This is a genomic window from Ferrigenium sp. UT5, assembly GCF_045866295.1.
Classification (GTDB): domain Bacteria; phylum Pseudomonadota; class Gammaproteobacteria; order Burkholderiales; family Gallionellaceae; genus Sideroxyarcus.
Map to the genome: position 1 here is coordinate 23,795 of NZ_BAAFRY010000009.1, position 25,777 is coordinate 49,571.

Annotated in this window: 24 protein-coding genes; 13 read left to right on the forward strand and 11 right to left on the reverse strand. The window is 60.6% G+C overall.

Annotation, left to right across the window (positions count from 1 at the left end):
- The first annotated feature begins 39 nt into the window (after window positions 1-39).
- Genes ACKTSJ_RS04850 through ACKTSJ_RS04865 form a run of 4 tightly spaced genes read left to right on the forward strand, consistent with a single transcriptional unit; the run spans window position 40 to window position 3,911 of the window.
- Complete coding sequence (locus ACKTSJ_RS04850; protein WP_407897938.1) at window positions 40-906, forward strand: YicC/YloC family endoribonuclease; 867 nt, start codon at window positions 40-42, stop codon at window positions 904-906.
- Between the two features lie 8 nt (window positions 907-914).
- Window positions 915-1,535 (forward strand): guanylate kinase, encoded by a 621-nt coding sequence (gene gmk, locus ACKTSJ_RS04855; RefSeq protein ID WP_407897940.1) that lies wholly within the window; start codon window positions 915-917, stop codon window positions 1,533-1,535.
- A 3-nt stretch (window positions 1,536-1,538) separates the two neighbouring features.
- Window positions 1,539-1,745: a DNA-directed RNA polymerase subunit omega gene (gene rpoZ, locus ACKTSJ_RS04860; RefSeq protein ID WP_407897942.1), complete on the forward strand. Its 207-nt coding sequence runs from the start codon at window positions 1,539-1,541 to the stop codon at window positions 1,743-1,745.
- Window positions 1,746-1,790: 45 nt separating this feature from the next.
- Window positions 1,791-3,911: a RelA/SpoT family protein gene (locus ACKTSJ_RS04865; protein WP_407897944.1), complete on the forward strand. Its 2,121-nt coding sequence runs from the start codon at window positions 1,791-1,793 to the stop codon at window positions 3,909-3,911.
- A 27-nt stretch (window positions 3,912-3,938) separates the two neighbouring features.
- On the opposite strand, the gene pabB is transcribed toward ACKTSJ_RS04865, so the two are convergent.
- A complete protein-coding gene (gene pabB / locus ACKTSJ_RS04870; protein WP_407897946.1) occupies window positions 3,939-5,312 on the reverse strand; it encodes an aminodeoxychorismate synthase component I in 1,374 nt (457 codons plus the stop codon).
- A gap of 40 nt (window positions 5,313-5,352) precedes the next feature.
- Here pabB and ACKTSJ_RS04875 point away from each other — a divergent pair, with 40 nt between their 5' ends.
- Window positions 5,353-5,931, forward strand: coding sequence for an MFS transporter (locus tag ACKTSJ_RS04875; RefSeq protein WP_407897948.1), 579 nt, complete (start codon window positions 5,353-5,355; stop codon window positions 5,929-5,931).
- Window positions 5,932-6,205: 274 nt separating this feature from the next.
- On the opposite strand, the gene ACKTSJ_RS04880 is transcribed toward ACKTSJ_RS04875, so the two are convergent.
- From ACKTSJ_RS04880 to rsmI, 7 genes are all read right to left on the reverse strand, one after another.
- Entirely contained in the window at window positions 6,206-6,736 is a 531-nt protein-coding gene (locus tag ACKTSJ_RS04880) for a histone H1-like DNA-binding protein (RefSeq protein WP_407897949.1), read from the reverse strand.
- A 121-nt stretch (window positions 6,737-6,857) separates the two neighbouring features.
- Window positions 6,858-8,000 (reverse strand): ribonucleotide-diphosphate reductase subunit beta, encoded by a 1,143-nt coding sequence (locus ACKTSJ_RS04885; protein WP_407897951.1) that lies wholly within the window; start codon window positions 7,998-8,000, stop codon window positions 6,858-6,860.
- Window positions 8,001-8,063: 63 nt separating this feature from the next.
- Window positions 8,064-10,898, reverse strand: coding sequence for a ribonucleoside-diphosphate reductase subunit alpha (locus ACKTSJ_RS04890; RefSeq protein ID WP_407897953.1), 2,835 nt, complete (start codon window positions 10,896-10,898; stop codon window positions 8,064-8,066).
- A 254-nt stretch (window positions 10,899-11,152) separates the two neighbouring features.
- On the reverse strand, window positions 11,153-12,187 hold the full coding sequence (gene pyrC / locus ACKTSJ_RS04895) for a dihydroorotase (RefSeq protein ID WP_407897955.1): 1,035 nt from the start codon (window positions 12,185-12,187) through the stop codon (window positions 11,153-11,155).
- Window positions 12,188-12,311: 124 nt separating this feature from the next.
- Window positions 12,312-15,413 carry an efflux RND transporter permease subunit gene (locus ACKTSJ_RS04900; protein ID WP_407897957.1) on the reverse strand — a complete coding sequence of 1,034 codons (3,102 nt, stop codon included), beginning with the start codon at window positions 15,411-15,413 and terminating at the stop codon, window positions 12,312-12,314.
- Window positions 15,414-15,415: 2 nt separating this feature from the next.
- On the reverse strand, window positions 15,416-16,543 hold the full coding sequence (locus ACKTSJ_RS04905) for an efflux RND transporter periplasmic adaptor subunit (RefSeq protein WP_407897959.1): 1,128 nt from the start codon (window positions 16,541-16,543) through the stop codon (window positions 15,416-15,418).
- A 73-nt stretch (window positions 16,544-16,616) separates the two neighbouring features.
- Window positions 16,617-17,480, reverse strand: coding sequence for a 16S rRNA (cytidine(1402)-2'-O)-methyltransferase (gene rsmI, locus ACKTSJ_RS04910; RefSeq protein ID WP_407897961.1), 864 nt, complete (start codon window positions 17,478-17,480; stop codon window positions 16,617-16,619).
- Between rsmI and ACKTSJ_RS04915 the strand changes: the two genes are divergently transcribed.
- From ACKTSJ_RS04915 to ubiE, 8 genes are all read left to right on the forward strand, one after another.
- Complete coding sequence (locus ACKTSJ_RS04915) at window positions 17,475-18,683, forward strand: penicillin-binding protein activator (RefSeq protein ID WP_407897963.1); 1,209 nt, start codon at window positions 17,475-17,477, stop codon at window positions 18,681-18,683. The two genes, rsmI and ACKTSJ_RS04915, sit on opposite strands and share 6 nt — an antisense overlap.
- Before the next feature lie 2 nt (window positions 18,684-18,685).
- The gene (locus ACKTSJ_RS04920; protein WP_407898055.1) at window positions 18,686-19,033 is read left to right on the forward strand and encodes a YraN family protein; all 348 of its coding nucleotides are present in this window, start codon (window positions 18,686-18,688) and stop codon (window positions 19,031-19,033) included.
- A gap of 31 nt (window positions 19,034-19,064) precedes the next feature.
- The gene (locus tag ACKTSJ_RS04925) at window positions 19,065-19,655 is read left to right on the forward strand and encodes a phosphoheptose isomerase (protein WP_407897965.1); all 591 of its coding nucleotides are present in this window, start codon (window positions 19,065-19,067) and stop codon (window positions 19,653-19,655) included.
- Entirely contained in the window at window positions 19,652-20,203 is a 552-nt protein-coding gene (locus ACKTSJ_RS04930; protein ID WP_407897967.1) for a BON domain-containing protein, read from the forward strand. Before ACKTSJ_RS04925 ends, ACKTSJ_RS04930 begins: the two co-directional genes overlap by 4 nt.
- Window positions 20,204-20,254: 51 nt before the next feature.
- On the forward strand, window positions 20,255-20,803 hold the full coding sequence (locus ACKTSJ_RS04935; RefSeq protein ID WP_407897969.1) for a BON domain-containing protein: 549 nt from the start codon (window positions 20,255-20,257) through the stop codon (window positions 20,801-20,803).
- Window positions 20,803-21,291 (forward strand): D-glycero-beta-D-manno-heptose 1-phosphate adenylyltransferase, encoded by a 489-nt coding sequence (gene rfaE2, locus ACKTSJ_RS04940; protein ID WP_407897971.1) that lies wholly within the window; start codon window positions 20,803-20,805, stop codon window positions 21,289-21,291. The genes ACKTSJ_RS04935 and rfaE2 overlap by 1 nt, the downstream gene beginning before the upstream one ends.
- The gene (locus ACKTSJ_RS04945; RefSeq protein ID WP_407897973.1) at window positions 21,288-21,638 is read left to right on the forward strand and encodes a gamma-butyrobetaine hydroxylase-like domain-containing protein; all 351 of its coding nucleotides are present in this window, start codon (window positions 21,288-21,290) and stop codon (window positions 21,636-21,638) included. The genes rfaE2 and ACKTSJ_RS04945 overlap by 4 nt, the downstream gene beginning before the upstream one ends.
- 119 nt (window positions 21,639-21,757) lie before the next feature.
- On the forward strand, window positions 21,758-22,489 hold the full coding sequence (gene ubiE / locus ACKTSJ_RS04950) for a bifunctional demethylmenaquinone methyltransferase/2-methoxy-6-polyprenyl-1,4-benzoquinol methylase UbiE (RefSeq protein ID WP_407897975.1): 732 nt from the start codon (window positions 21,758-21,760) through the stop codon (window positions 22,487-22,489).
- Window positions 22,490-22,503: 14 nt separating this feature from the next.
- On the opposite strand, the gene ubiD is transcribed toward ubiE, so the two are convergent.
- Genes ubiD through ACKTSJ_RS04965 form a run of 3 tightly spaced genes read right to left on the reverse strand, consistent with a single transcriptional unit; the run spans window position 22,504 to window position 25,699 of the window.
- On the reverse strand, window positions 22,504-23,967 hold the full coding sequence (gene ubiD, locus ACKTSJ_RS04955) for a 4-hydroxy-3-polyprenylbenzoate decarboxylase (protein WP_407897976.1): 1,464 nt from the start codon (window positions 23,965-23,967) through the stop codon (window positions 22,504-22,506).
- Entirely contained in the window at window positions 23,964-24,836 is an 873-nt protein-coding gene (locus ACKTSJ_RS04960) for a lipid A biosynthesis acyltransferase (RefSeq protein ID WP_407897978.1), read from the reverse strand. Before ACKTSJ_RS04960 ends, ubiD begins: the two co-directional genes overlap by 4 nt.
- A complete protein-coding gene (locus ACKTSJ_RS04965; RefSeq protein ID WP_407897980.1) occupies window positions 24,836-25,699 on the reverse strand; it encodes a lysophospholipid acyltransferase family protein in 864 nt (287 codons plus the stop codon). The genes ACKTSJ_RS04960 and ACKTSJ_RS04965 overlap by 1 nt, the downstream gene beginning before the upstream one ends.
- Window positions 25,700-25,777: the final 78 nt, after the last annotated feature.

Here is a 25,777-nt window from a genome sequence, read left to right on the forward strand (position 1 = left end):
CGCCGTTCAGCCCGTGTTTTTCAGCCCCATGGAGATTCGATGATTTACAGCATGACCGGTTATGCCGTGGCGGAGACCGAGCGCGATGTCGGTTCGCTCACCCTGGAATTGCGTGCGGTCAATCATCGCTATCTCGACCTGCAAATGCGCCTGCCGGACGAGTTGCGCAGCCATGAACCGGCGCTGCGCGAGGCCATCAGCGCCCAAATCACCCGCGGCAAAGTGGAGTGCCGGGTCAGCTACACCGCGCGCCAGTCGGCGCAACATCCGGCTCAGCTCAACCTGGATGTGGTACGTCAGCTGGGCGCATGGAATGCACAAATACGCACAATTCTGCCTGCTGCGGCTGAAATTGCAGTCATTGATGTGCTGCGCTGGAACGGCACCCTGGCAAGCCAGACCGCCAGCGGCGATACCCTGCGGGACGACCTGCTGGCTTTGTTGCAGCGGGTGTTGCGGGAATTCGCCGCCGCGCGCCAGCGCGAAGGGGAAAAACTCGCCGCTTTCCTGGAGCAACGGATCGCGCAGATCGAAACGCTACGCAGCACCGTCGCCCCGCGCATTCCGGGTGCCATCGCCGCCTACGAAGCAAAGTTGCGCAGCCGCCTGGAGGATGCGCTGGGCAGCGCGGATGACGAACGGGTGCGCCAGGAGATCACGCTGTACGCCAGCAAGATCGACGTCGATGAAGAACTTTCACGCCTCGCCGCCCATCTGGCCGAGGTCCGGCGCACGCTGGCACGCGGCGGCACCGTCGGCAAGCGACTCGACTTCCTGATGCAGGAATTGCATCGCGAGGCCAATACCCTCGGGGCGAAGTCGGTGGATGCCGAGGTCTCGCAATGCGCCATGGAAATCAAGCTGCTGATCGAACAGATGCGCGAGCAAGTGCAAAACATAGAATAGGAGAGAAAATGTCGGGCAGCCTTTTCGTCATCAGCGCACCTTCTGGCGCAGGCAAGACCAGCTTGGTCCGCGCCCTGCTCCAGACCAACCCACAGATCGACCTGTCGGTGTCCTACACCACCCGGCCACCGCGCGCGGGCGAGATCGACGGCAAGGATTACCATTTCGTCAGCCGAGAACACTTTCAGGCAATGTCCGCGCGCGGCGAATTCCTGGAGAGCGCCGAGGTGTACGGCAATCTTTACGGCACCTCCCGCGTCTGGATCGAGCAGGAAAATGCGCGCGACCGCGATATTCTGCTGGAGATCGACTGGCAGGGCGCAGCGCAGGTGCGCAAACTGTTCCCGGAATGCGTGTGCATTTTCATCCTGCCGCCCTCGCTGGAAAGCCTTGCGCAACGCCTGCAGGGACGCGGCAAGGATGCGCCGGAAATCATCGCCACCCGCTTGGCGGCAGCACGGGAGGACGTCTCTCATCTGGCCGATTTTGATTATGTTATTATCAACGCCGACCTTGATGAGGCGGCGCGTGAATTGAGTTGCATCGTGCTGGCCGCGCGTTTGCGCTGCGAAAAACAGAAGGTTCGCCAGCGCAGCCTCATCCACCAAATTCTGAATCCGGAGAAATAAATCATGGCACGCATTACCGTAGAAGATTGCATGGCGAACATTCCGAACCGTTTCGAGCTGACGCTGGCTGCGGCCTACCGCGCCCGCCAGTTGGCCAACGGCGCCAGTCACCTGGTCGAAATCAGCAAGGACAAGCCCACGGTGGTCGCCTTGCGCGAAATCAGCGAAGGCAAGGTCGGCGTGGAAATCCTCAATCGCGGCATGGCCTGAACCCCCGCATCGGCCCAACGCAACCTGGCGCGCGAAAGTTAGCCCATGTCGCAAGCCGATGCCGATGCTCTGCTACAGGAAGTTTCCGCGTATCTCAAACCGGAAGACGTGGCGCAAGTCAGGGCGGCCCTTGAGTTCAGCCGCGCCGCCCACGCCGGGCAGTTGCGCCAGTCGGGCGCTCCCTACGTTACCCATCCCATCGCCGTCGCGCGCATCCTCACCCCGCTGCATCTGGATGTGCACGCGATCAATGCCGCCCTGTTGCACGATGTCGTCGAAGACACCCCGGTCACCCTCGAACAAATAGCCGAACCCTTTGGCGCCACCGTAGCCGAGTTGGTGGAAGGCCTGAGCAAGATCGACAAGCTTGAGTTCGAAACCCAGGAAGATGCCCAGGCCGAGAATTTCCGCAAGATGCTGCTGGCCATGGCGCGCGATGTGCGCGTCATCCTGATCAAGCTCGCCGATCGGCTGCACAATGCACGCACGCTGGATTCGCTTCCCGCCGAGAAGAGTGCGCGCATCGCGCGCGAAACGATGGATATCTATGCCCCCATCGCCAACCGCCTCGGCCTGAACAATATCTATCAGGAACTGCAAGACCTCAGTTTCAAGTATCTTCACCCAAACCGCTACGCGGTATTGTCGAAGGCGCTCAAAGTGGCGCGCGGCAACCGGCGCGAAGTCGTGAGCAAGATTCTGGAAGCCATCAGCAAGCGTCTGGAATCCCACCAGATCAGGGCGGAAGTCAAAGGCAGGGAAAAACATCTGTACGGCATCTACCAGAAGATGCAGGCCAAATCCCTGGCCTTTGCGCAAGTACTGGACATCTACGGCTTCCGCATTCTGGTGGACGATGTTGCATCCTGCTACCTCGCACTGGGCGCATTGCACGGTCTGTACAAGCCCTTTCCCGGGAAATTCAAGGATTACATCGCTATCCCCAAAGCCAACGGCTACCAGTCCCTGCACACCACGCTGTTCGGCCCCTTCGGCACGCCCATCGAGGTTCAGATCCGCACGCACGAGATGAACAAATTGGCGGAAAGTGGCGTGGCTTCGCATTGGTTATACAAGGCTTCCGATGCCCAGATCAGCGACTTGCAGCAAAAGACCCACCAATGGCTGCAAGGCCTGCTCGGGAGTCTGGCGCAGAGCGGTGATTCGGCCGAGTTCCTCGAACATCTGAAAATCGACTTGTTCCCCGATGAAGTCTATGTCTTCTCGCCCAAAGGCAAGATATTCGCGCTGCCGCGCGGCGCGACCACGGTTGATTTCGCCTACTCCGTGCATACCGACATTGGCAACCGCTGTGTCGCCGCCAAGGTCAACGATGAATTGGTGCCGTTGCGCACGGAGTTGCGCAACGGGGACCGGGTCGAGATTGTCACTGCGGTGCAAATGCACCCCAACCCCGCCTGGCTGGGCTACGTTGCCACCAGCAAGGCGCGCGCCGAGATTCGCCATTCGCTGCGCACCCTGCACCTCAACGAGTCCGCACGACTTGGCGAACGACTGCTGGCACAGGCGCTCACTGCCATGGGCCTGCGTTTGCAAGACATGGATGAAGCCCACTGGGAAAAATTGCTGCGCGAAACCGGCGTCAAATCGCGTCAGGACATCTATGCCGATATTGGTCTCGGGCGGCGCCTGAATATGGTGGTTGCCAAACAACTCGCCCGTCAGGGCGACACCATTTCCAGCGATGCGCTGGGCAACGCCGTGGTCACGATCCAGGGCACCGAAGGCATGGCGGTCGAGTTTGCCAAGTGTTGCCGGCCGATTCCCGGCGACCCCATCATTGGCATCATCAAGAGCGGCCAGGGACTGGTGGTGCACACCCACGACTGTCCCACGCTCCGCCATGGTCGTGGCAACGAGCAATGGCTGGACGTCGTCTGGGACAAGAACATCACCCGCCTGTTCGAGGTCAGCCTGAAACTGGTCGTCGCCAACCAGCGCGGTGTTCTGGCCAAGGTCGCCGCTGCCATTGCCGATGCCGACTCCAATATCGAGAACGTGAACTTCAGCAGTGAAGGCGAATATACGGCAACCTATTTCACCCTTCAGGTCAGCAATCGTCTCCACCTGGCGACAATCATGCGCAATCTCCGCAAGATTCCAGAGGTCGTCCGCATCACCCGCCTGAAGAATTCGGGGTCGTAAAGTCGCCCTGCACTGCAGGGGCCGCATTCACGCTGCGAGTGTCCCGCCAAATCGCCGCAGCAGTGCCAGCATCGCGCTCGCCTTGTCTTTCGTTTCCTGATATTCGTCTTCGCAGCGCGAATCGGCAACGATTCCGCCTCCCGCCCAGCCGCGGATTTCGTCGCGCGCATAGACCAGGGTGCGGATGGCGATGTTGGTTTCCATGCAGCCGTCGTGACCGACATAACCGATGGCGCCGCAGTAGATTCCTCGTCGCTGCGGTTCCAGTTGTTCAATGATTTCCATCGCGCGCTGCTTGGGTGCGCCCGTGATCGACCCGCCGGGAAAACAATCGCGCAACAGATCCAGCGCGTGCCGGTCCGGGCGCAACTTTCCTGCCACCGTACTGACCAGATGATGCACGTTGGAAAAGCTCTCCACTGCAAACAGTTTGGGGGCATGCACCGAACCCGTGATGCAGTTTTTCCCCAGATCGTTGCGGAGAAGATCGACAATCATCAGATTCTCCGCCTGATCCTTGCCGTGTTCGCGCAGTTGCTGTGCCAAACTGCCGTCTTCCGCGGCATCATCGCTGCGCGGGCGCGTCCCTTTGATCGGCCGCGTCTCCACGCTGCCCTGCGTGACCTTCAAAAACAGTTCAGGTGAAACACACAGTACTTGCAACTGTGGCCAATCAAGGAATGCGGCGTAGGGGGCGGGACTCCTGCGGCGCAGATCAAGATACGCCGCAAATGCATCGCCGCTTGCCTGGGCAGCGTAGCGTTGGGCCAGGTTGACCTGATAGCAATCGCCCGCGTGCAGATAGTTGCGGATGGCCTCGAATGCCCTGCCATATTCTTCCGGATTCAGATTCGTCTTGATATCGCCGTGCACCCGGAATTCGTTTGCAATCTGTGTTTTCGCTCCAGCGCCACGAAGTCGTTGCAGAATCTGTGGTAGAACGCCTGCGGTCTGAGCATGGCGCTGGCGGGATAGCAGGCGCGCGGTGCATTTGCGGTGGTCGATAACGACTGCCCAATCGTAGATTCCCACCGCCATCTCCGGCACTTTTTCCGTATCTCGCGCGATTTGCGGAAGTTGCATGTACCGCCGTGCTAGGTCGTAGCCCCAGTACCCCAGTGCACCTCCGGCAAACGGGATTTCGGGGATCGGTGTTGCAAGCGCGCCCAGTTGCTCGCGTATCAGTTGCAACGGATCTTCCTCACTGCTCCAGTGCTTCGCCCCCTCCGCAATCACCGTTTCTTCACCTCGCGTCACCAGGGTGGCCACCGGCTGTGCAACCAGCACATCGTAGCGTCCGCGCCCGCCGCTATCCAACCATGCCGCCCAGGGCAAATCGCGCAGGGAAGCATAGTAAGTGCCAGCATCGGGATGATAGGGAAGCGAAGCCTGATACAGCATGAATGATAAAATCCGGCCTGATTAATTTGGAGCGTTACGCATGACCACCATCGTCGCCGTGAAAAAGAACGGCATCGTCGCCATCGCCGCTGACACACTCACCACGTTTGGCAATACGCGGCTGCCGGCTGAAAAAGATGCCTCGCATGACAAGATTTTACAGGTTGGCTTAAGTTATGTCGGTGTTTGCGGCAGCGCAGCGCATCATTTGGTCTTGTCCAGTCTGTTCGCCAAAATTCCCAACGTCCGCCTTGACAGCAAGGAGGCCATCTTTGAAACCTTTCGCAAACTGCATCCCGTTCTGAAGGAAGAATGTTTTCTGAACCCAAAGGAGGATGAGGAAGATCCTTATGAATCGAGCCAGATCACCGCGCTGATTGCGAATGCGAGTGGAATCTATGGCATCTACTCGATGCGCGAAGTGTTTGAATATACCCAGTACTGGGCAATCGGCTCCGGTCAGGAGTTCGCACTCGGCGCCATGCATCAGCGTTATCCCGCTCTCGACGATGCAGAAGAGATCGCGCGCGCCGGTGTTGCAACCGGGATTGCCTTCGACAAGAACAGCGCCTTGCCCATCACCGTGTACACGGTGAAATTGCTGAAAGGCAACGTCTGATCGCTGGCAGAATCTGGAAATTGGGGGCTTCACGCCAGGAACAAATTCTCTCGTGACGACAGCACCTCTGGCCTCTTCGCACCAGAATCAATTCCTTTGGCAAAGTGTGCCACTCGTCGAGCCGGAAACGTTATGACCAGCTCAAATATTTTTGAGTGAACAAAGCACCTTACCCTGATCGGGCATTGAAAAAACTGCCTGCCACCCAGCGATGTGAATCAGCCCCTACCTGCTTGCGACGAGATCGGGGCCGTTTTCACAGCCTCTCGCCAGCTTAATTCGGCTTGCTGATCCCAGGAGTCGGGAACGGCCAAGTCGCAGCCGGACGAATAGGCGCCGGAGCCGAAGGTGCAACCGCAGTCGGCGTTGCAGCCGGCTTGGTTACAACTGCCGGCTTGGCTACTGCCTTTTTCGCTACGGGTTTCTTCGCAACGGCCTTCTTGGCAGCCGGTTTCTTGGCTACTGCCTTTTTCGCTGCGGGTTTCTTCGCAACGGCCTTCTTGGCAGCCGGTTTCTTGGCTACTGCCTTTTTCGCTGCGGGTTTCTTCGCAACAGCCTTCTTGGCAGCCGGTTTCTTGGCTACTGCCTTTTTCGCTACGGGTTTCTTCGCAACGGCCTTCTTGGCAGCCGGCTTCTTGGCTACCGCCTTTTTCGCTACGGGTTTCTTCGCAACGGCCTTCTTGGCAGCCGGTTTCTTGGCTACTGCCTTCTTTGCTGCGGGTTTCTTGGCTACTGCCTTCTTTGCTGCGGGTTTCTTGGCTACTGCCTTCTTTGCTGCGGGTTTAGCTTTCTTTGCTGCGACCATTTCAACCTCCTTGTATGAAAGTTAATGAAGAACAACATCTACTACACCTCCAGCATACCCAGCGGCAGCATGCATGAAGCCCTTGCGAAAAAGGCTGCGAAAGCAGCCTTCTTCTAAACCTTTAATCCCACGATAACGCTCCCCCCGTTTGATACTCGGTTACCCGCGTCTCGAAGAAATTCTTTTCTTTCTTCAAATCGATCATTTCGGCCATCCACGGGAATGGATTCGTCGCGCCCGCGTAGAGTACATCAATCCCGATTTGTTGACAGCGACGATTCGCAATGAACCGTAAATATTCCTTGAACATACCGGCATTCAGACCGAGCACGCCGCGCGGCATGGTGTCCTCGGCATAGCGATACTCCAGCTCCACGCCCTTCTGGATCAGGCCGCGGATCTCTTCGCGGAATGCCGCCGTCCACAGCTGCGGATTCTCGTTCTTGATGGTATTGATGACATCCACGCCGAAGTTCAGGTGCATGGACTCGTCGCGCAGGATGTACTGGTATTGTTCGGCGGCACCGGTCATCTTGTTCTGGCGTCCCAGCGCCAGAATTTGCACAAAGCCGACATAGAAGAACAGGCCCTCCATGATGCAGGCAAACACGATCAGGCTGCGCAGCAGCTTCTGGTCGTTCTCCGGCGTGCCGGTCTTGAAATCCGGATTGGTCAGCACGTCAATGAAGGGCAGCAGAAACTCGTCCTTGGCGCGAATGCTGGGCACTTCGTGGTACATGTTGAAAATCTCGCCCTCGTCCAGCCCGAGACTTTCCACGATGTACTGGTAGGCATGCGTGTGGATCGCCTCCTCAAATGCCTGACGCAATAAATATTGGCGGCACTCCGGATTGGTGATGTGGCGATAAGTGCCCAGCGCGATATTGTTCGCAGCCAGACTGTCGGCGGTGGTAAAGAAACCCAGATTGCGCATCACCAGGCGACGCTCGTCTTCGTTCAGTCCGTTCGGATTCTTCCACAGGGCGATGTCGGCAGACATATTCACTTCTTGCGGCATCCAGTGGTTGGCACAGGCGGCCAGATACTTTTCCCACGCCCACTTGTACTTGAACGGCACCAGCTGGTTCACGTCGGCACTGCTGTTGATGATGCGCTTGTCCTCGACGCGGATCCGTCCGCTGGACGTCGAAGCGACGGTGTAAGCCTGTTGACTGACCGCAGCGGGCGGCAAGCCGCCCACAGGAGGGATGCACCCTGCCGGGGAAGTCGAGCCGGATGCAATTTCGTTTTCAAAGTTCAACATAAGAATTCCCTTTATTCAATGAGCGGAGCGGCATGCACATGGCAGCCGCCGCGTTCTTTCCACTTACTGGCAAGCTTCACACTCCGGGTTGTCAATGGAACAGAACTTTGTCTCTTCCACCACCGGAGCGGACATCTCGCCCACGTTGCCGTTATTCGACACCGCGTTCAGCGAACCGGCGCGCGAGGTCGATTTCTCGGCCGAGGTCGCCCCCAGGGTACGCAGGTAATAGGTGGTCTTGAGCCCCCGCAACCAAGCCAGCTTGTAAGTTTCGTCCAGCTTGCGCCCGGACACGCCGGACATATAAATGTTCAGCGACTGCGCCTGGTCGATCCATTTCTGGCGGCGCGCAGCCGCTTCGATCAGCCACTGCGGCTCGACCTCGAACGCGGTCGCATACAGATTGCGCAGTTCGACCGGAATGCGGTCGATCCTGGACAGGCTGCCGTCAAAATACTTGAGATCTGCAATCATCACCTCATCCCACAAGCCGAGCCGCTTCAGATCCATCACCAGATGCTCGTTGATCACGGTGAATTCGCCGGACAGGTTGGATTTGACGAAGAGGTTCTGGTAGGTCGGCTCGATACAGGCTGAAACCCCGATGATGTTGGAGATGGTCGCAGTCGGTGCGATCGCCACACAGTTCGAGTTGCGCATGCCGTGCAGGCGGATGCGCTCGCGTAGCGCGTCCCAATCCATGCTGGCCGACGTATCCACCTCGACATAGCCGCCGCGCTGCTCGCGCAACAGGTTCAGACTGTCCTGCGGCAGGATGCCCTGGTCCCACAAACTGCCACGATAGGAAGCATAGCGGCCACGTTCCTGCGCCAGTTCGGTGGAAGCCCAGTAGGCGTAGTAGCACACCGCCTCCATGGAGCGGTCGGCGAACTCGACCGCCGCCTCGGTGGCATACGGAATACGCAGGGTATGCAGGCAGTCCTGGAAACCCATGATGCCGAGACCGACCGGACGGTGCTTCAGATTGGCGTTACGCGCCTTGGCAACGGCGTAGTAGTTGATGTCGATCACGTTATCCAGCATGCGCATGGCAATGCTCACCGTGCGCTTCAACTTGTCGTGGTCAATCTGGCCATCGGCGGTCAGGTGCGCCGCCAGATTGACGGAACCGAGGTTGCACACGGCGATCTCATCTGCGGAGGTATTCAGCGTGATCTCGGTGCACAGGTTGGAGCTGTGCACCACGCCCACATGTTGCTGCGGCGAACGGATGTTGCAGGGATCCTTGAACGTGACCCAAGGGTGGCCAGTCTCGAACAGCATGGTCAGCATCTTGCGCCACAGGGTTTGCGCCGGAATCTTCCTGAACAGTTTAAGTTCGCCGCTGGCAACCTTGGCCTCGTAGCCCAGATACGCTTGTTCAAACTCCACGCCAAACTTGTCATGCAGATCGGGACAGGTCGAGGGCGAGAACAGCGTCCACTCGCCGCCTTCCATCACGCGCTTCATGAACAGATCCGGAATCCAGTTGGACGTGTTCATGTCGTGGGTACGGCGACGATCGTCGCCGGTGTTCTTGCGCAGTTCGAGGAACTCCTCGATGTCGAGGTGCCAGGTTTCCAGATAGGCGCACACCGCGCCCTTACGCTTGCCACCCTGGTTCACCGCCACGGCCGTATCGTTCACCACCTTGAGGAACGGCACCACGCCCTGCGACTTGCCGTTGGTGCCCTTGATGTGCGAACCCAGCGCGCGCACGTTGGTCCAGTCGTTGCCCAGACCGCCTGCGAACTTCGACAACAGCGCGTTTTCCTTCAGCGCCTCGTAGATGCCGTCCAGATCGTCCGCCACGGTGGTCAGGTAGCACGACGACAGTTGCGAACGGCGCGTGCCGGAATTGAACAGCGTCGGCGTCGAACTCATGAAATCGAAGCTGGACAACAGGCGGTAGAACTCGATGGCGCGCTCTTCGCGGTTGATCTCGTTCAGCGCCAGCCCCATGGCCACGCGCATGAAAAAGGCCTGCGGCAATTCGATGCGCCGGTCTTCCACATGCAGAAAATAGCGGTCATACAACGTTTGCAGGCCGAGATAGTTGAATTGCAGGTCGCGTTCTGCCTCCAGCGCCGCAGCCAGCCGCGGCAGATCGAAGTGTCCCAGCCGCTCGTCCAGCAATTCGGCTTCGATGCCGCGCTTGATGAATTTCGGGAAATACTCGGCATAGCGCGTCGCCATGTCCGCCTGGCTCACGCTTTCGCCCAGAATCTCGCAACAGATGTTGTTCAACAGCAGGCGTGCGGTCACGAAACTGTAGGCCGGATCCTGTTCGATCAGCGAACGCGCCGCAAGGATGGCGCATTTCCGCACCTCTTCGATCGCCACGCCGTCATACAGATCCTTCAGGGTGCCCTGCAGGATCTTGTCCGCATCCACCGCATCGCCCAACCCGGCACAGGCGGCGCGAATCTTCCCGGACAAGTCGGACACGTCCAGCGGGCGCGCGACGCCCGCTTCCGTCACATTCAACACAGGCGCCGCGACCGATGTGGTTTTCACGCGCTCGCGATTGCGCTGCTCACGGTACAACACATAGGCTCGCGCCACGTCGTGCTCGCCCGAACGCATCAAGGCCAGCTCGACCTGATCCTGGATGTCCTCGATGTGGAAAGTTCCACCATGCGGCTGACGGCGCAGCAGCGCGCCCACCACCTGTTCGGTCAGTTGCTCCACCAGCTCGCGCACGCGCGCGGACGCCGCCCCCTGTCCTCCATTGACCGCAATGAAGGCCTTGGTCAGGGCGATGGAAATTTTCGACGGCTCGAACGCTGCCACTGCGCCATTGCGGCGAATGATCTTGTATTGATCGAGCGATAAACCGGCAGGAGATGAGGAGGCGACAGACCCGGATGCGGCGCGGGCAACAACAGACAAAGACATAGCGGACGAACCTTCTTGCGCAGCATGCAGCATGCAATACCCCCTTTAATTTCAGGCGTTGCCGCGATTCCGCATCTCGGCAACTCAAAACAAAAACTACTACCTATAGTAGTTCGACGGCTGATTAGGGGCTAATTCTAGTAGGAGAAGAAATTTATGCAAGCAAAATTTTGGCCTATATATTTATAGTTGCTGGGAGCCCCCCCAACCCCAAATTTAAAACCCTCAAGAGAATTTTTCTGGAAATTACACCCTCAACTTACCAACTTCCATTTCATCTTTTCCCTTGCCCGCAGCGGCACGATTTGATGCTCTCCGAATCCAATCGTCGCAGGCACTTGCCACGCTTCCTTGCGCAAGATGATGGTTTCTTTGTTGCGCGGCAGGCCGTAGTAATCCGCACCGTAGAAACTGGCGAAGGCTTCCAGCTTGTCCAGCGCGCCCGCTGCTTCGAACGCTTCGGCATACAGCTCGATGGCGCTGTGCGCGGTGTAGCAGCCGGCGCAGCCGCAGGCGTTTTCTTTGGTGTGTTGCACATGCGGAGCGCTGTCGGTGCCGAGGAAGAATTTCTGGTTGCCGCTGGTGGCGGCTTGCACCAAGGCTGCGCGGTGCGTCTCGCGCTTGAGGATGGGCAGGCAGTAGAAGTGCGGGCGGATGCCGCCGGCCAGCATGGCGTTGCGGTTGTAGAGCAGGTGTTGCGGGGTGAGGGTGGCGGCAATAGTGTCGGGCGCGCTGATGACGAATTGTGCGGCATCCTGGGTGGTGATGTGTTCGAACACCACGCGCAGGTTCGGCAGGTCTTTCAGCAGCGGCTGCATCACGCGTTCGATAAACACGGCTTCGCGGTCAAAGATGTCGATGTCGGCGCTGGTCACTTCGCCGTGCACCAGCAGCGGCATTCCCAGCTTTTGCATTTCTTCCAGCGCGGTATAGGTGAGGCGCAAGTCGGTCACGCCCGCGTCGGAGTTGGTGGTCACCCCCGCCGGATACAGTTTCACCGCGTGGACAACGCCGCTGGCCTTGGCCTTTTTGATCTCGTCGGCAGAAGTGTTGTCGGTGAGGTACAGCGTCATCAGCGGTCCGAACTTCATGCCTTGCGGCAATGCTTGCAAGATGCGTTCGCGGTAGGCTGCGGCCTGCGCGGTGGTGGTGACGGGCGGGCGCAGGTTCGGCATGACGATGGCACGCGCGAATTGTCTGGCGGTGTCGGGCAATACGGATGCCATCAGGTCGCCATCGCGCAGATGCAGATGCCAGTCGTCGGGGCGGGTTAGGGTGAGTTGTTGCATGAAAGAATTCCGGCTGTGTGCTCAAGCGGAATTGTAACGTGCTTTTGTGGGTCGGGTTTTAACCCGACACTGGCAGCCAACATTCACGGCGCATTTGTCGGGATACCTCCCACGACACCCCGTTTCACTCGGCGTGCTTGCGCGCCTGTCCCGGAAAGAACCGACGCACCACCACAAAGAACACCGGTACCAGGAACAGGGCAAACACGGTGGCAGCCAGCATGCCGCCGATGACGCCGGTGCCAATGGCGCGACGACTTTCCGCGCCCGCGCCGGTGGAGATGGCCAGCGGTAACACACCGGCGATGAACGTGATGGAGGTCATCAGAATCGGACGCAGGCGCAGGCGGCAGGCTTCCAGCACCGCTGCCAGCCGTTCCCGCCCGTCGTCTTCGAGACGGCGCGCAAATTCGACGATCAGGATGGCATTCTTGGCGGCGAGCCCGATGATGGCGATCAGACCGACCTTGAAATACACGTCGTTGGGCAAGTCGCGCAGTTCCACCGCGAGCAGCGCGCCGAAGGCCCCCAGCGGCACCGCCAGCATCACCGCAAGCGGCACCGACCAGCTCTCATACAGCGCGGCCAGCACCAGAAACACCACCAGCAGCGACACCCCGAACAACAGCGGGGCCTGCCGGCTGGAGATTTTTTCCTCGGATGAGATGCCGGACCACTCGAAGCCGATTCCCGGCGGCAAATTGTGCGCGATGGTTTCCATCGCGTCGAGCGCCTCGCCGCTGGATACCCCCGGCGCGGTCGCACCGGAAATTTTCATGGCGGCCAATCCATTGTAGCGGTCGAGCTTGGCCGTGCCCGCCACCCATTTGACACGCACAAATTCGGACAGGCGCACCATCCGCCCGGCGCGGTTGCGTACCGCCGTGCGCAGCAATTCAGCCTCGCCCTTGCGCGTGGTTTCTTCCGCCTGCATTTGTACGCGCAGGACACGTCCCTGGCGCACAAAATCGTTGATATAGGACACCCCAAACAGGGCCTGCAAGGTGTCATTGAGGTCGGCCGTGCTCACCCCGAGAATCTCCAACTTGTCGCGGTCAATGTCGAGGAACAGTTGCGGCGCCGGCTCCTGGCCTTCCGGACGTACGGCCGTCAGCCGTGGATCGGCCATCGCCATGCCCAGCACCTGGTTGCGCGCGTCGAGCAACTTGTCGCGCCCCACGCCGCCGCGATCCTGCAGGCGAAAATCGAAGCCGCCAGCCGAGGCGAGCTCCGGAATCGGCGGCGGACTGATGGCAAACAGCATCGCCTGCTTCATCCTGGAAAACTGCATGTTGGCCTGGCGCACCAAGGTTTGTGCGGAATTTTCCGTGCCCGTTCGCCGCTCCCAGTCCTGCAGCCGGACGAAAGCGAGCGCCATGTTTTGGCCGCGGCCAAAAAAAGAAAATCCGAGCACGCCGACGACCTTGTCCACCTGTGGCTGCTGCAAAAAATACTGTTCCACCGACTCCAGCACCGCCTGCGTCCGTTCGCGCGTCGCGGCGGGCGGCAACTGAATGGCGGTAATGAGATAGCCCTGGTCTTCCTGTGGCAGGAAACTGCCCGGCAACTTGAGATAGGTCCAGACAGCGGCGGCCACAATCACGGCATAAATGAGCAGAGAGCGCAGCACGCGGCGCGTGGCATGCCCGACCCCGCCGACATACGCGGCGTTCAGGCGCTCAAACCAGCGATTGAACCGTCCATGCAGGCCGCGCTCCAGTCCGGTCGCGTCGTGTTTGAGCAGGCTGGCGCACAGAGCGGGCGTCAGCGACAGCGCGAAGAACGCGGAGAATGCCATGGTCACCACCAAGGTCACGGCAAACTGGCGGTAGATCGCGCCAGTGGAACCGTCGAAAAATGCCATCGGCACGAACACCGCCATCAGCACCAGCGTAATCGCCACGATGGCGCCGGTGATCTCGTCCATTGCCACCCGCGTTGCCTCGCGCGGCGACAGGTGGTTGCTGCGCAGGTTGCGCTCGACGTTTTCCACCACCACGATGGCATCATCCACCACGGTGCCGATCGCCAGCACCATCGCAAACAGCGTGAGCACGTTGATCGAAAATCCGAACACATACAGTCCGATCAAGCCGCCCATCAGTGATACCGGCACCACAATGGCGGGAATCAGGGTGGTGCGCCAGTTGCCGAGAAAAATGTACATGACCAGCACCACCAGGAGCCCCGCCTCCAGCAGGGTCTTCGCCACTTCGCGGATTGACAGCTCAATGAAGCGCGTCGTGTCGTAAGGCACCAGCCATTCCATGCCCTGCGGGAAATAGCGCGCCAGTTCCTGCATTTTGGCGCGCACGCCTTGCGCCGTCGCCAGGGCATTCGCCCCCGGCGTGGTGCGGATCGCCATGCCGGCAATGGGCTTGCTGTTGAGACGCGCGCTGCGGTCGTAATCCTGCGCGCCCAGTTCGATGCGGGCGATGTCCTTGAGACGCACGGTCGAGCCGTCCGGATTCGCGCGCAACACCACCTCGCCGAAGGCATCGGGCGTGTTGAGACGCCCGCGCGTCGTAATCACCGCATTGATTTCCTGACCGGGGGGCGCCGGCAACTGCCCCACCTCGCCCAGCGCCAGCAGGGTATTCTGCGCCCGCACCGCGCGGCTGACATCGGCCGGGGTGAGCGCATAGGCTTCCAGTTGCGCGGGCTTGAGCCAGATGCGCATCGAGTATTCGGTACCGAACAGCAGCACCTCACCCACACCCGGCACGCGCAACAGGGGCTCAAGCACGCTGGCGGTGGCATAGCTGCCCAGATCGACCGCGTTCAAGGCTTCGTCAGGCGAGGTCAGCGCCACCACCATGATGAAGTTGCGTCCGGCGCGGGTGACGGTGACACCGAGCCGCCGCACTTCATCCGGCAGGCGCGCCTCGACGCGCTTGATGCGATTCTGCGCCTCGACCGAGGCGAACTGGATGTCGGTGCCGGGACGGAAGGTCAGCGAGACCTGGCCGGAGCCGGTCTGCGAGCTGGAGCTCATGTAAAGCAGATTCTCGATACCGTTCATCTCCTGCTCGATGAGCTGCACCGCGCTCTGCTCCACCACTTGCGCCGACGCGCCGGGATAGGCGACGTTGACGTCCAGCGAGGGCGGCGCCACCGAAGGGTATTGCGCCACCGGCAGGGCGCGCAGCGCCAGCACCCCGGCGGCAGTGACGAGAATGGCAATGACCCAGGCGAAAATTGGGCGGTCAATAAAGAAACGCGACATGTTCAATTCCCCGGTTTCCGCTCGCCTTCCGGCGGCGGCGTGCTGCCTGCGGGTTTGGCCACGACCCGCGCGCCGGGACGCGCCTTTTGCAGGCCGCCCACGATGACCTGTTCGCCGCCCTTGAGACCGCTACTGACAATAAAATCCGCGCCCGCCATCCCCCCGGTGACGATGGGCTGCGCCAGCGCCGTGCCATCGGCCGCCACGACCATCACGAATTGCCCGTGCGGACCGGCTTGTACCGCACGCTGCGGTACCCGCAGAACATTGTCGGCGGTCGCTTGCGGAAAGCGCGCGCGAACAAACATGCCAGGCAGCAATTCACGCTTCGGATTGGGGAATACGGCGCGCAAGCCGACCGCGCCGGTCGATGTGTCCACCGCCATATCGGAGAAGAAAATTTTGCCGCGCTGCGGGTAGATTCCGCCATCCTCCAGCACCAGCTCAAGTTCGGTCGATTCGGCCTGGCGCAGAGCGCCCGCGCCGAGGGCGCGGCGCAGCCGCAACACATCCGCGCCGGGTTGCGTGAAATTGACATACACGCGATCGAGTTGTTCGAGGGTGGTCAGCAGGGTCGCGGCGCTCTTGCTGACCAGGGCGCCTTCCGTGACTTCCGCGCGCCCGACGTGGCCGCTGATCGGTGCCGGAACATGGGCGTATTGCACGTCTTCCTCGGCACGTATCCGGGCAGCTTCGGCCTGTTGGGCACGGCTGAATGCAAGATCGTATTCCTGCTGGCTGACCATGTTTTTTTCCAACAGGCGACGGAAGCGTTGCTCGGTATGGTTCGCCGCCAGTGCGTCCGCACGCGCGGCGGCCAGCGCGGCCATGAAGCTGCGCGCATCGATGCGGAACAGAGAGCTGCCGGCCTTGACATCGCTTCCTTCCCGGAACAGGCGCTGCTCGATCACGCCATCGACGCGGGCGCGCACCTGTGCGGTGCGATACGCCTGGACGCGGCCCGGCAAGTCCTGGGTGTAGGTCGCCTTGCCCGGCATGACCGTGATGACTTCAACTTCCGGCGGGGGCGGCATGCCGCCAGCCGGTGCAGCGGGTGCGGCCGTCTGCTCCTTGCCGCCGCAGGCGGACAACAGCAACAGCACAGCAAGCAGATTAAGGCGTGATTTCATGGTGTCGGTACAAAGTGGGGTCGGGACGGAATCGAGTTTAACAAAGGGGCGGGGAATGACAACCGCGTCGGCATCATGCCTGCTTGAGTGCCAATGCCCGCTGGTAGAGCACGTTCTTGCTCACGCCGGTGATCTGCACGGCCAGCCCGACTGCCTGCTTCAGCGGCAGCTCGCGCAACAAGGCGGCCAACACCCGTTCGGCCTCGGCCGCCGTCTCCTCGTTGCGCAGCGGGGCGGCCGCCACCAGCAGCACGAATTCGCCGCGCTGATTGTTCGGGTCGCTGTTGAGCCAGTCCATTGCCTCACCGAGTTTGCAAGTATGGATATGCTCGAACAGCTTGGTCAGTTCGCGCGCGAACACGATTTCGCGGTCATCCCCGAACACCGCGTGCAGGTCGGCGACGCACTCCAGGATGCGGTGCGGCGCTTCGTAGAACACCAGGGTGCAGGGATTTTCGTCCAGGGCTTGCAAGGCACTGCGGCGCGCCGCCGATTTGTTCGGCAGGAACCCGTAAAACAGGAAATGCGGCGCGGCGAGTCCGGAGACAGACAGGGCGGCAATTGCGGCCGAAGCACCGGGGATCGGGATGACGCGAAAACCTGCGGCGCGCACCGCCCCGACCAGTAAGGCGCCCGGGTCGCTGACGGCGGGCGTGCCCGCATCGGTGACCAGCGCCACGCTTTGTCCCTGCTGCAACAGGGCGATGATTTTTTCCGCGCCGGCCCGTTCGTTGTGCTGGTGCAGGGCGAGCAGCCTGGCGTCGCCGATGCCGTGGTGCTGCAACAGATGGCGCGTATTGCGCGTATCCTCCGCCGCCACGAACGCTACGCCGCCCAGCACATCCAGCGCGCGCAGCGTGATGTCACCCAGATTTCCAATCGGGGTGGCGACTACATATAATGCACACTCGATTTTTTGATTGGCTCTGATATGCAAACTCGGAATACCGGATTGAATGGGTTGCGCGGCGTGCTGGTCGCGGCACTATACGTGAGCGTATTTGGCTGCGCCACTCCGCCGGTTGCGCCGCCGCCCGCTGCGGCCCAACCCCCGGTGGTTGCCGCGCCGCCGTCCGCCGAACAACCCGCCGTCGAGTTGTCCACCGTCCCGCCGGCCGAAACGCCCGTGGTGCAGCCCGTATTGCCGGGCGTGACGGAAGGGGCGGGGCATCATATCGCGCTGATCCTGCCGCTGCGTTCCGCCGCATTCGGGCGCGCGGCCGAAGCGGTGCAGCGGGGCTTTCTCGCCGCCGCCTCGTTGCAGCCGGGCGAATTGCCGGTGCGCGTGTATGCCGCCAATGATGAAGCCTCGGAAGTGGCTGCGTTGTATCGGCAGGCCTTGCAGGAAGGCGCACTGGCCGTGGCCGGCCCGCTCACCCGCAACGGCGTCGCGGCGCTGGCCGAGAATACCGCGCTGCCCGTTCCCACCCTGGCGCTGAACATGCTCGACATGCCGCGTACCGACCCGTTGTATTTCTTCGGGTTGCCGCCGGAAAACGAAGTGCGCCAGATCGCGCAATGGGCCGCCCGGACGGGCATGCTGACTGCCACCGTAGTGCGCACCGATACGGCTTTTTCCCGTCGCCTGGGCGAGGCGTTCAGCGCGGCGTGGGAACAAGGCGGTGGCAGCCTGATGCCGGAGATCGTCTATCAGGGCGATCCGAGCGAGATCCGCACCTTGTCGGGGCAACCGGGCGAAATGGTGTTTCTGGCCGCCGAGACAGGCAAGGCGCGCCTGATGCGGCCCTACATCTATTCCGACATCCCGGTCTATACGATGTCGCAAGTGTTCACCGGCAACCAGGACAAGCTGCGCAACTTCGATCTGGCCGAGGTGCATTTCGTCGATATGCCCTGGGTGTTGCAGCCCGATCATCCGGCGGTGATGGTGTATCCGCGCGCCGACCCACCGCTGGCGCTGGAGATGGAGCGCCTATATGCGCTGGGGGTGGATGGCTACCGCATGTTGCAGGTGTTGTATCACCACGAAACCCTGAAGGCGCTGCCGCTGGATGGCGTGACCGGGAAGCTGTCGCTGGACGGACACATTATCCAGCGCGAGGCGATGCCGGCTGCAATGCGCGGCGGGCTGGGGGTTGCGCTGGAAAGCAGCAAGTCGTTTGTTGACGCGGCACCTTGAGGGTGAGAACGGGCGCGCAAGCTGAGCAGACTGCTGCGCAGTTTTTGCAACGGCAGGGCTTGCGCCTGCTGCAGACCAACTACCACTGCCGCTTTGGCGAGATTGATCTGATCCTGCAGGACGGCGCGACGCGGGTGTTTGTCGAGGTCAGATTGCGCAGCCACAGCGGTTTCGGCGGGGCGGCCGCCAGCATCGACGCGCGCAAACAACACAAACTCATTCTCACCGCGCAACATTATCTTTCCCGCCATTCGCCCGTGCCACCCTGCCGCTTCGATGCCGTGCTGTTGACCGATGCGGCAGACACGAACGGTGTCGAGTGGATCAAGGGCGCCTTCGAATTGGGTTAAAATTTGCCGCCGACGTTCAGATTCAACCGACATGACACTCACCAAACGCATTCGCACCCACTTCGATGACAGTGCCGCAGTCAAACTGCACAGCAAGACGGTGCTGGCCGAGCCCATCGCACGCGCCGCACAGGCCATGGTCGATTGCTTCATGCACGACGGCAAGGTCTTGGCCTGCGGCAACGGCGGCTCTGCCGCCGATTGCCAGCACTTCGCCGCCGAACTGATCAATCGCTTCGAAATCGAGCGCCCCGGTCTGCCCGCGGTCGCCCTCACTACCGACAGCTCGGTGCTCACCGCCATCGCCAACGATTACGATTACCGCCACATTTTCGCCAAACAGGTGCGGGCGCTGGGCATGCAGGGCGATGTGCTGATCGCGATTTCCACCAGCGGCAATTCGCCCAGTGTGGTCGAAGCCATCCATGCGGCGCACGAGCGCGGGATGCGGGTGGTGGCGCTGACCGGGAACGACGGCGGGCAAATTGCGCCACTGTTGCTCGAAAAAGATTTCAATCTGTGCGTCCCCGCGAAAAGAACGGCCCGCATCCAGGAAGTGCATCTGCTGACGTTGCATTGCCTGTGCGACGTCATCGATCACATTCTGCTGGGAGGGGAATGATGCGCCGGTGGATGGGACTGTGTGTGCTGGCGGGCAGCCTCCTCGGCTGTGCCCAGGTGAACCGGCTCGACGCACCCGCAGCGCACGAGCGGCGGAGCGACGCCGCACTGCAGGATGATCGCAACATCGAGTACACTGCCGCACAACGCATTGCAGAAAAGTACCGGCAGCATATCCGGGTCAACGTGACCAGTTTCAATCACTTCGTCTTGCTGACCGGACAGGTGCCGGATGAAATGACCAAGGCGGGCATCGAACGCATCGTTGCCGGAGTTGACCGGGTCAAGGGCATCGCCAACGAACTGGGTTTGGCGCGTGAAAATCAGGACGGTATCCGCACCAGCGATTCCGGGATCAGCGGGGATGTGCGCGCGCGCCTGCGGGCATATCCCGCCTTGCCACTCGACCACATCCGGGTGTATAGCGAAGCCGGCAGCGTCTATCTGTTGGGCATCGTCAAACGCGCGGAAGCCGATGCGGCATCGGCAATCGCCAGCACCACCTACGGCGTGCGCAAAGTGGTGCGCGTGTTTGAATATCTGGATTGATAAAGCGGTTTATTTTAGTTGGGGGAGAGCACAGTGCGCCTGTCTTGCATCATGTTAATCTTGTTGGCACCGGTAGCGTTGCAAGGCTGTTTTCCGGTCATCGCGGTCGGCGCCGGGTCCGGCACAATGATGGCGACGGATCGCCGCACCAGCGGCACCTATGTCGAGGACGAAGCCATTGAAAACAAGGCGCTGCTCAAAATCGGCGAGCAATACAAGGAAAAAGTGCATCTCAATGTCACCAGCTTCAACCGCACCGTGCTGCTGACCGGCGAAGTGCCGAACGAGTTGGTCAAGGTGGAGATCGGCAAACACGTGGCCGCAATCGATAATGTGCGCAAGGTTGTTAACGAATTGGGGATTGGCGAACCCTCCACCCTGACTTCGCGCAGTAACGACACCCTCCTCACCTCAAAGGTTAAATTTGGTTTCTTGAACAACAAGCGTTTTCGCGCGACCGACATCAAAATAGTGACTGAAAATGAAGTAGTCTATCTGCTCGGTCTGGTGAAACGCGCGGAAGCGGATGCCGCGGCAGAGAGTGCCCGCACCACCTCCGGCATAAAAAAAGTGGTGCGCGTATTCGAGTATCTGGACTGATGAGACTTCCTCCTCCCGTTTTTGAAACCAAAATTTGCGCCGGTGCCGGTTTGGCCGCACGCATCGCGGCCTTGCCGCGTCCGCAGGTATTCACCAACGGTTGCTTCGACGTGCTGCACCGCGGCCATGTCACCTATCTGGCACAGGCGCGCGCGCTGGGCGCTGCGCTCATCGTCGGCGTCAACAGCGACGCCTCGGTGAAGCGTCAGGGCAAGGGCGACGACCGTCCGATCAACAACGAGGCCGACCGTATGGCCGTGCTGGCCGCGCTGGAATCGGTCAGCCTGGTGGTAAAGTTCGACGAAGATACGCCGCTCAATCTGATTCTCGCCTGCAAGCCGGACACGCTGGTCAAAGGCGGCGACTGGCAACCCGCGAACATCGTCGGCAGCAGGGAAGTGCTGGCCTGGGGCGGTGCTGTACACAGCATTCCTTTCCTGCACGAACGTTCCACAACCGCCTTATTAAAAAAGATACGCTCACTATGATTCCGACCGAAATCACGCTTCACCAAAAAACAAAGACACTGGAAATCGCTTTCGACGATGGTGCGCATTACACGCTGCCCGCCGAATTCCTGCGCGTGTATTCGCCCTCGGCCGAGGTGCGCGGCCATGGCAAGGGACAGGAGACCCTGCAGGTCGGCAAGCGCAATGTTGGCATCAGCGAAGTCGAGCCGGTCGGCCAATATGCGCTCAAGATCGGTTTCGACGATGGCCACGACACCGGGCTGTACTCGTGGGAATATCTGCACGAGCTGGGACAGTATCAGGATGCGATGTGGCACGATTATTTGACCAAGCTGGAAGCTGCGGGCGCGAGCCGGGACAAATGACATCAACAGTGCCCTCTCCACGTGGGAGAGGGCTGGGGTGACAGAGGCTTGGGGAAAAACCGGCCCCCACCCCAACCCTCCCCCGACGGGAGAGGGAGTAAAAGCAAAGGAGCCTCACCATGAGCAAAACCCACTTCGGATTTGAGACGGTTGACGAGAGCGAAAAGGCCAAGAAGGTCGCCGGCGTGTTCACCTCCGTCGCCAGCAAATACGACCTCATGAACGACCTGATGTCGGTCGGCTTGCATCGCGTGTGGAAACCGTTCGCGGTCGGCCTTGCGAACGTGCACGAAGGTCAGCGCGTGCTGGACGTGGCGGGCGGGTCCGGCGACCTGACCAAACTATTTCTGAAGAAGGTCGGGCGCAGCGGACAGGTCATCCTCACCGACATCAACAACGCCATGCTGCGCGTCGGCCGCGACCGCATGATCGACAACGGCACGCCGACCCCCACCGCGCAATGCGATGCCGAGAAGCTACCCTTCCCGGACAACTATTTCGATTGCGTCAGCATCGCCTTTGGCCTGCGCAACGTTACGCATAAAGAGGCCGCGCTGCGCGAGATGCGCCGCGTGCTCAAACCGGGCGGCCGCCTCATCGTGCTGGAATTCTCCAAGGTCGCCAAACCGCTGGAAAAGATGTACGACCTGTATTCCTTCAAGCTCCTCCCCAAGATGGGCGAACTCATCGCCAACGACGCCGACAGCTACCGCTACCTGGCCGAATCCATCCGCATGCATCCGGGCCAGGAAGCGTTAAAACAGATGATGGTGGATGCCGGGCTGGAGCGCGTCGAGTATTTCAATATGACGGGTGGAGTGGTGGCGGTGCATCGGGGGTACAAGCTGTAATCCCCGAACACCCGTTACAAGCCCAACTCGCCCCACATCGCATCCACCTTCGCCTTCACCGCAGCATCCATCACGATGGGCGTACCCCATTCGCGCTGAGTCTCGCCGGGGAACTTGTTGGTGGCATCCAGCCCCATCTTGCCGCCCAGACCTGAAACAGGCGAAGCGAAATCCAGATAGTCAATGGGCGTGTTCTCCACCAGCAAGGTGTCGCGTACCGGGTCCATGCGCGTGGTGATCGCCCAGATGACTTCCTGCCAGTCGCGCACATCGATGTCGTCGTCCACCACGATGATGAACTTGGTGTACATGAACTGGCGCAGGAAACTCCAGATGCCGAACATCACGCGCTTGGCGTGTCCCGGATATTGCTTTCTGATGCTGACCACCGCCATGCGGTACGAGCAGCCTTCCGGCGGCAAATAAAAGTCGGTGATTTCGGGAAACTGTTTTTGCAGCAGCGGCACGAATACTTCGTTCAGCGCCACGCCCAGCATGGCTGGCTCGTCGGGCGGTTTGCCCGTGTATGTGCTGTGATAGATTGGATTAGAACGCATGGTGATGCGTTCGATGGTAAAGACGGGAAATTTATCCTGCTCATTGTAGTAGCCGGTGTGGTCGCCGTAAGGACCTTCGAGCGCCATCTCATCAGGATGAATTACACCCTCCAGCACGATCTCGGCGGAAGCGGGCACTTGCAAGTCGCTGCCAATGCACTTCACCAGTTCGGTCTTGCTGCCGCGCAACAATCCGGCAAATTGATATTCTGAAAGTGAATCGGGAACCGGCGTGACTGCACCCAGGATTGTTGCGGGATCGGCGCCGATCACCACTGCAAGCGGAAACGGTTGCCCCGGATGCTTTTCGCAATGATCGCGATAGTCCAGCGCGCCGCCACGATGCGCCAGCCAGCGCATGATGACCTTGTTCGGACCAATGACCTGCTGGCGATAGATGCCCAGGTTCTGGCGCGGCTTGTTGGGCCCGCGCGTGACCACCAATCCCCAGGTGATGAGCGGCGCGACGTCGCCGGGCCAGCAGTGCTGGATGGGCAGTTTCGCCAGATCGACTTCCGCGCCTTCCCACACCACCTCCTGGCACGGCGCGGAAGAGACGACCTTCGGCGACAGGGTAAGCACCTGCTTGAGGATCGGCCATTTCTCCCACGCATCCCGCAACCCTTTGGGCGGTTCCGGTTCCTTCAGGTAGGCGAGCAGCTTGCCCACCTCGCGCAAAGCGGCAGTGGATTCCTCGCCCATGACCAGTGCCACGCGGCGCGGCGTGCCAAACAGGTTGGCGAGCACCGGCATCGTGTGGCCCACCACGTTCTCGAACAGCAGCGCCGGCCCCTGCGCGCGCAACACGCGATCGCAGATTTCGGTCATCTCCAGATGGGCGGAGACAGGCGCAGTGATGCGCTTGAGTTCGCCCATGCTTTCCAGTTGTGCGATGAAGTCGCGCAGGTCGTGATATTTCATTGATAGAAGCTTTCTTCGCCCGCGGGGCGAGTCTTGAACCGTTTGTGCAACCAGAAATACTGTTCCGGCATTTCCAGCACGCGCTGCTCGATGAATTCGTTCATGCGCCGCGCATCGGCGATGTCATCGCCGCTTGGATAATTCTTCCATGCCGGATAAAAAGTCAGTACATAGCCTTCACCGCCGGGCAGCACACGGGTGATGCTCGGCACAACCTTCGCGCCGGTCATCTGCGCGATGCGCGGCAGCGAAGTCATGGTGGCAGCGGGCACGCCGAAGAACGGAATGAATGCGCCGTCGCGCACCCCCTGATCCTGATCCGGCAAATAAAAGAACGGGCGGTTTTCGCGCATCCCCTTGAGGATGGGACGCAGCCCCTGCTGGCGCGAATACAGTTGCTGGTGGCGAAACCGGCTGCGTTTTCGTACCAGTAATTCGGTGAGATAGCCGCTCCGCTGGTTGGCATACATGCTAATCGCATCCACCCGTTGCGCAATCCACTGCCCGGCCACATCGATCCCGACAAAATGCGGCGCCAGCAGTATTGCCGGAGCGCCGGCGACGGCCGTGAAGTGTTCGATGCCCTCGACACGAATCAGCGCATTGATGCGCGCCGGACTTGACCACCACAAAATGCTGCGCTCGATCAGGCCGCGCATGAACATTTTGAAGTGTGCCCGCACCAGTTGTTGGCGCGCCGCGTCGCCCATCTCGGGGAAACAGTGCTTGAGGTTGATCTCCCCCACCCGGCGCCGCGCGCGGGCAAAGGGATAAAGCAGGATGCCGAGACCGTTGCCGATGGCGACGATGATCCGAAACGGCAGGAAATGGATGAGCCATAGAATGAACACAGTCAAACGTGCCGCCATCACGACTCACCATCCGCGTCCGGCGGCAGCGCGCCGCGCGGCACCTTGTAACGGTTATAGCTCCACAGATATTGCGCCGGCAATTTGCTGATCGCCTGTTCCAGTGCGACGTTCATCTGTTGCGGGATCGAGCCGGCCGGGTCGAACTGCAGTGGCGAGAAATGCAGCTCGTATCCCGCGCCGTGCGGCAAACGCTCGCCCACACACATGAATACGGCGGGATGGCTCATTTCGATCAGGCGTCCAACCAGGGTCATCGTGTAGGCGGGACGACCAAAGAACGGCGTCCACTCGCCTTCACCGTTACCCGGGGCCTGGTCCGGCAACACCCCAATAACGCCGCCCTGCTTCAAGGTTTTGAACACCTGGCGCACGCCACCCAGGTCGGCACCGACCAGCTTGATCTGGCCGCGCGCGCGCCCCAGGTGCATCAGGCGATCCAGCGATGCCCAGCGCGGTGCGCGATACATGATGGTCATCGGCATATGGGCGCCGATGTACAGACTCACCACTTCAAAACACCCCAGATGCGGGGTGAGCATGATGATGCCGTCCCCTTTGCGCTGCGCCGCCTCGACATCTTCCCAACCGTGGCACGCCTTGACGCTGGCGAGCACTTGCAACAAAGGCCGTCGCCATATCCACGCCAATTCCAGCCCGCCCTTGCCCACTTCACGAATACTGGCGTGCAATAGCCTGCGGTACCCCACTTCGGTCTGCGCCAATCCGGACTGGCGCAGATTCGTGCGCAAATGCGCCGCATAGCGCGCAGAAAACATATAGGTCAATCCGCCAATTATCCCGCCCAGCCAGTGCAGCATGCGCAAAGGCATGCGCGCCAGTACGTCAAAGAGTAAACCCATATGAAAAACCCGTTAAGTTTGAGATCGGCGCGAATTTGTTATACTGCGCGCCCATTTAATCATTGAAGCAGCAAGCGG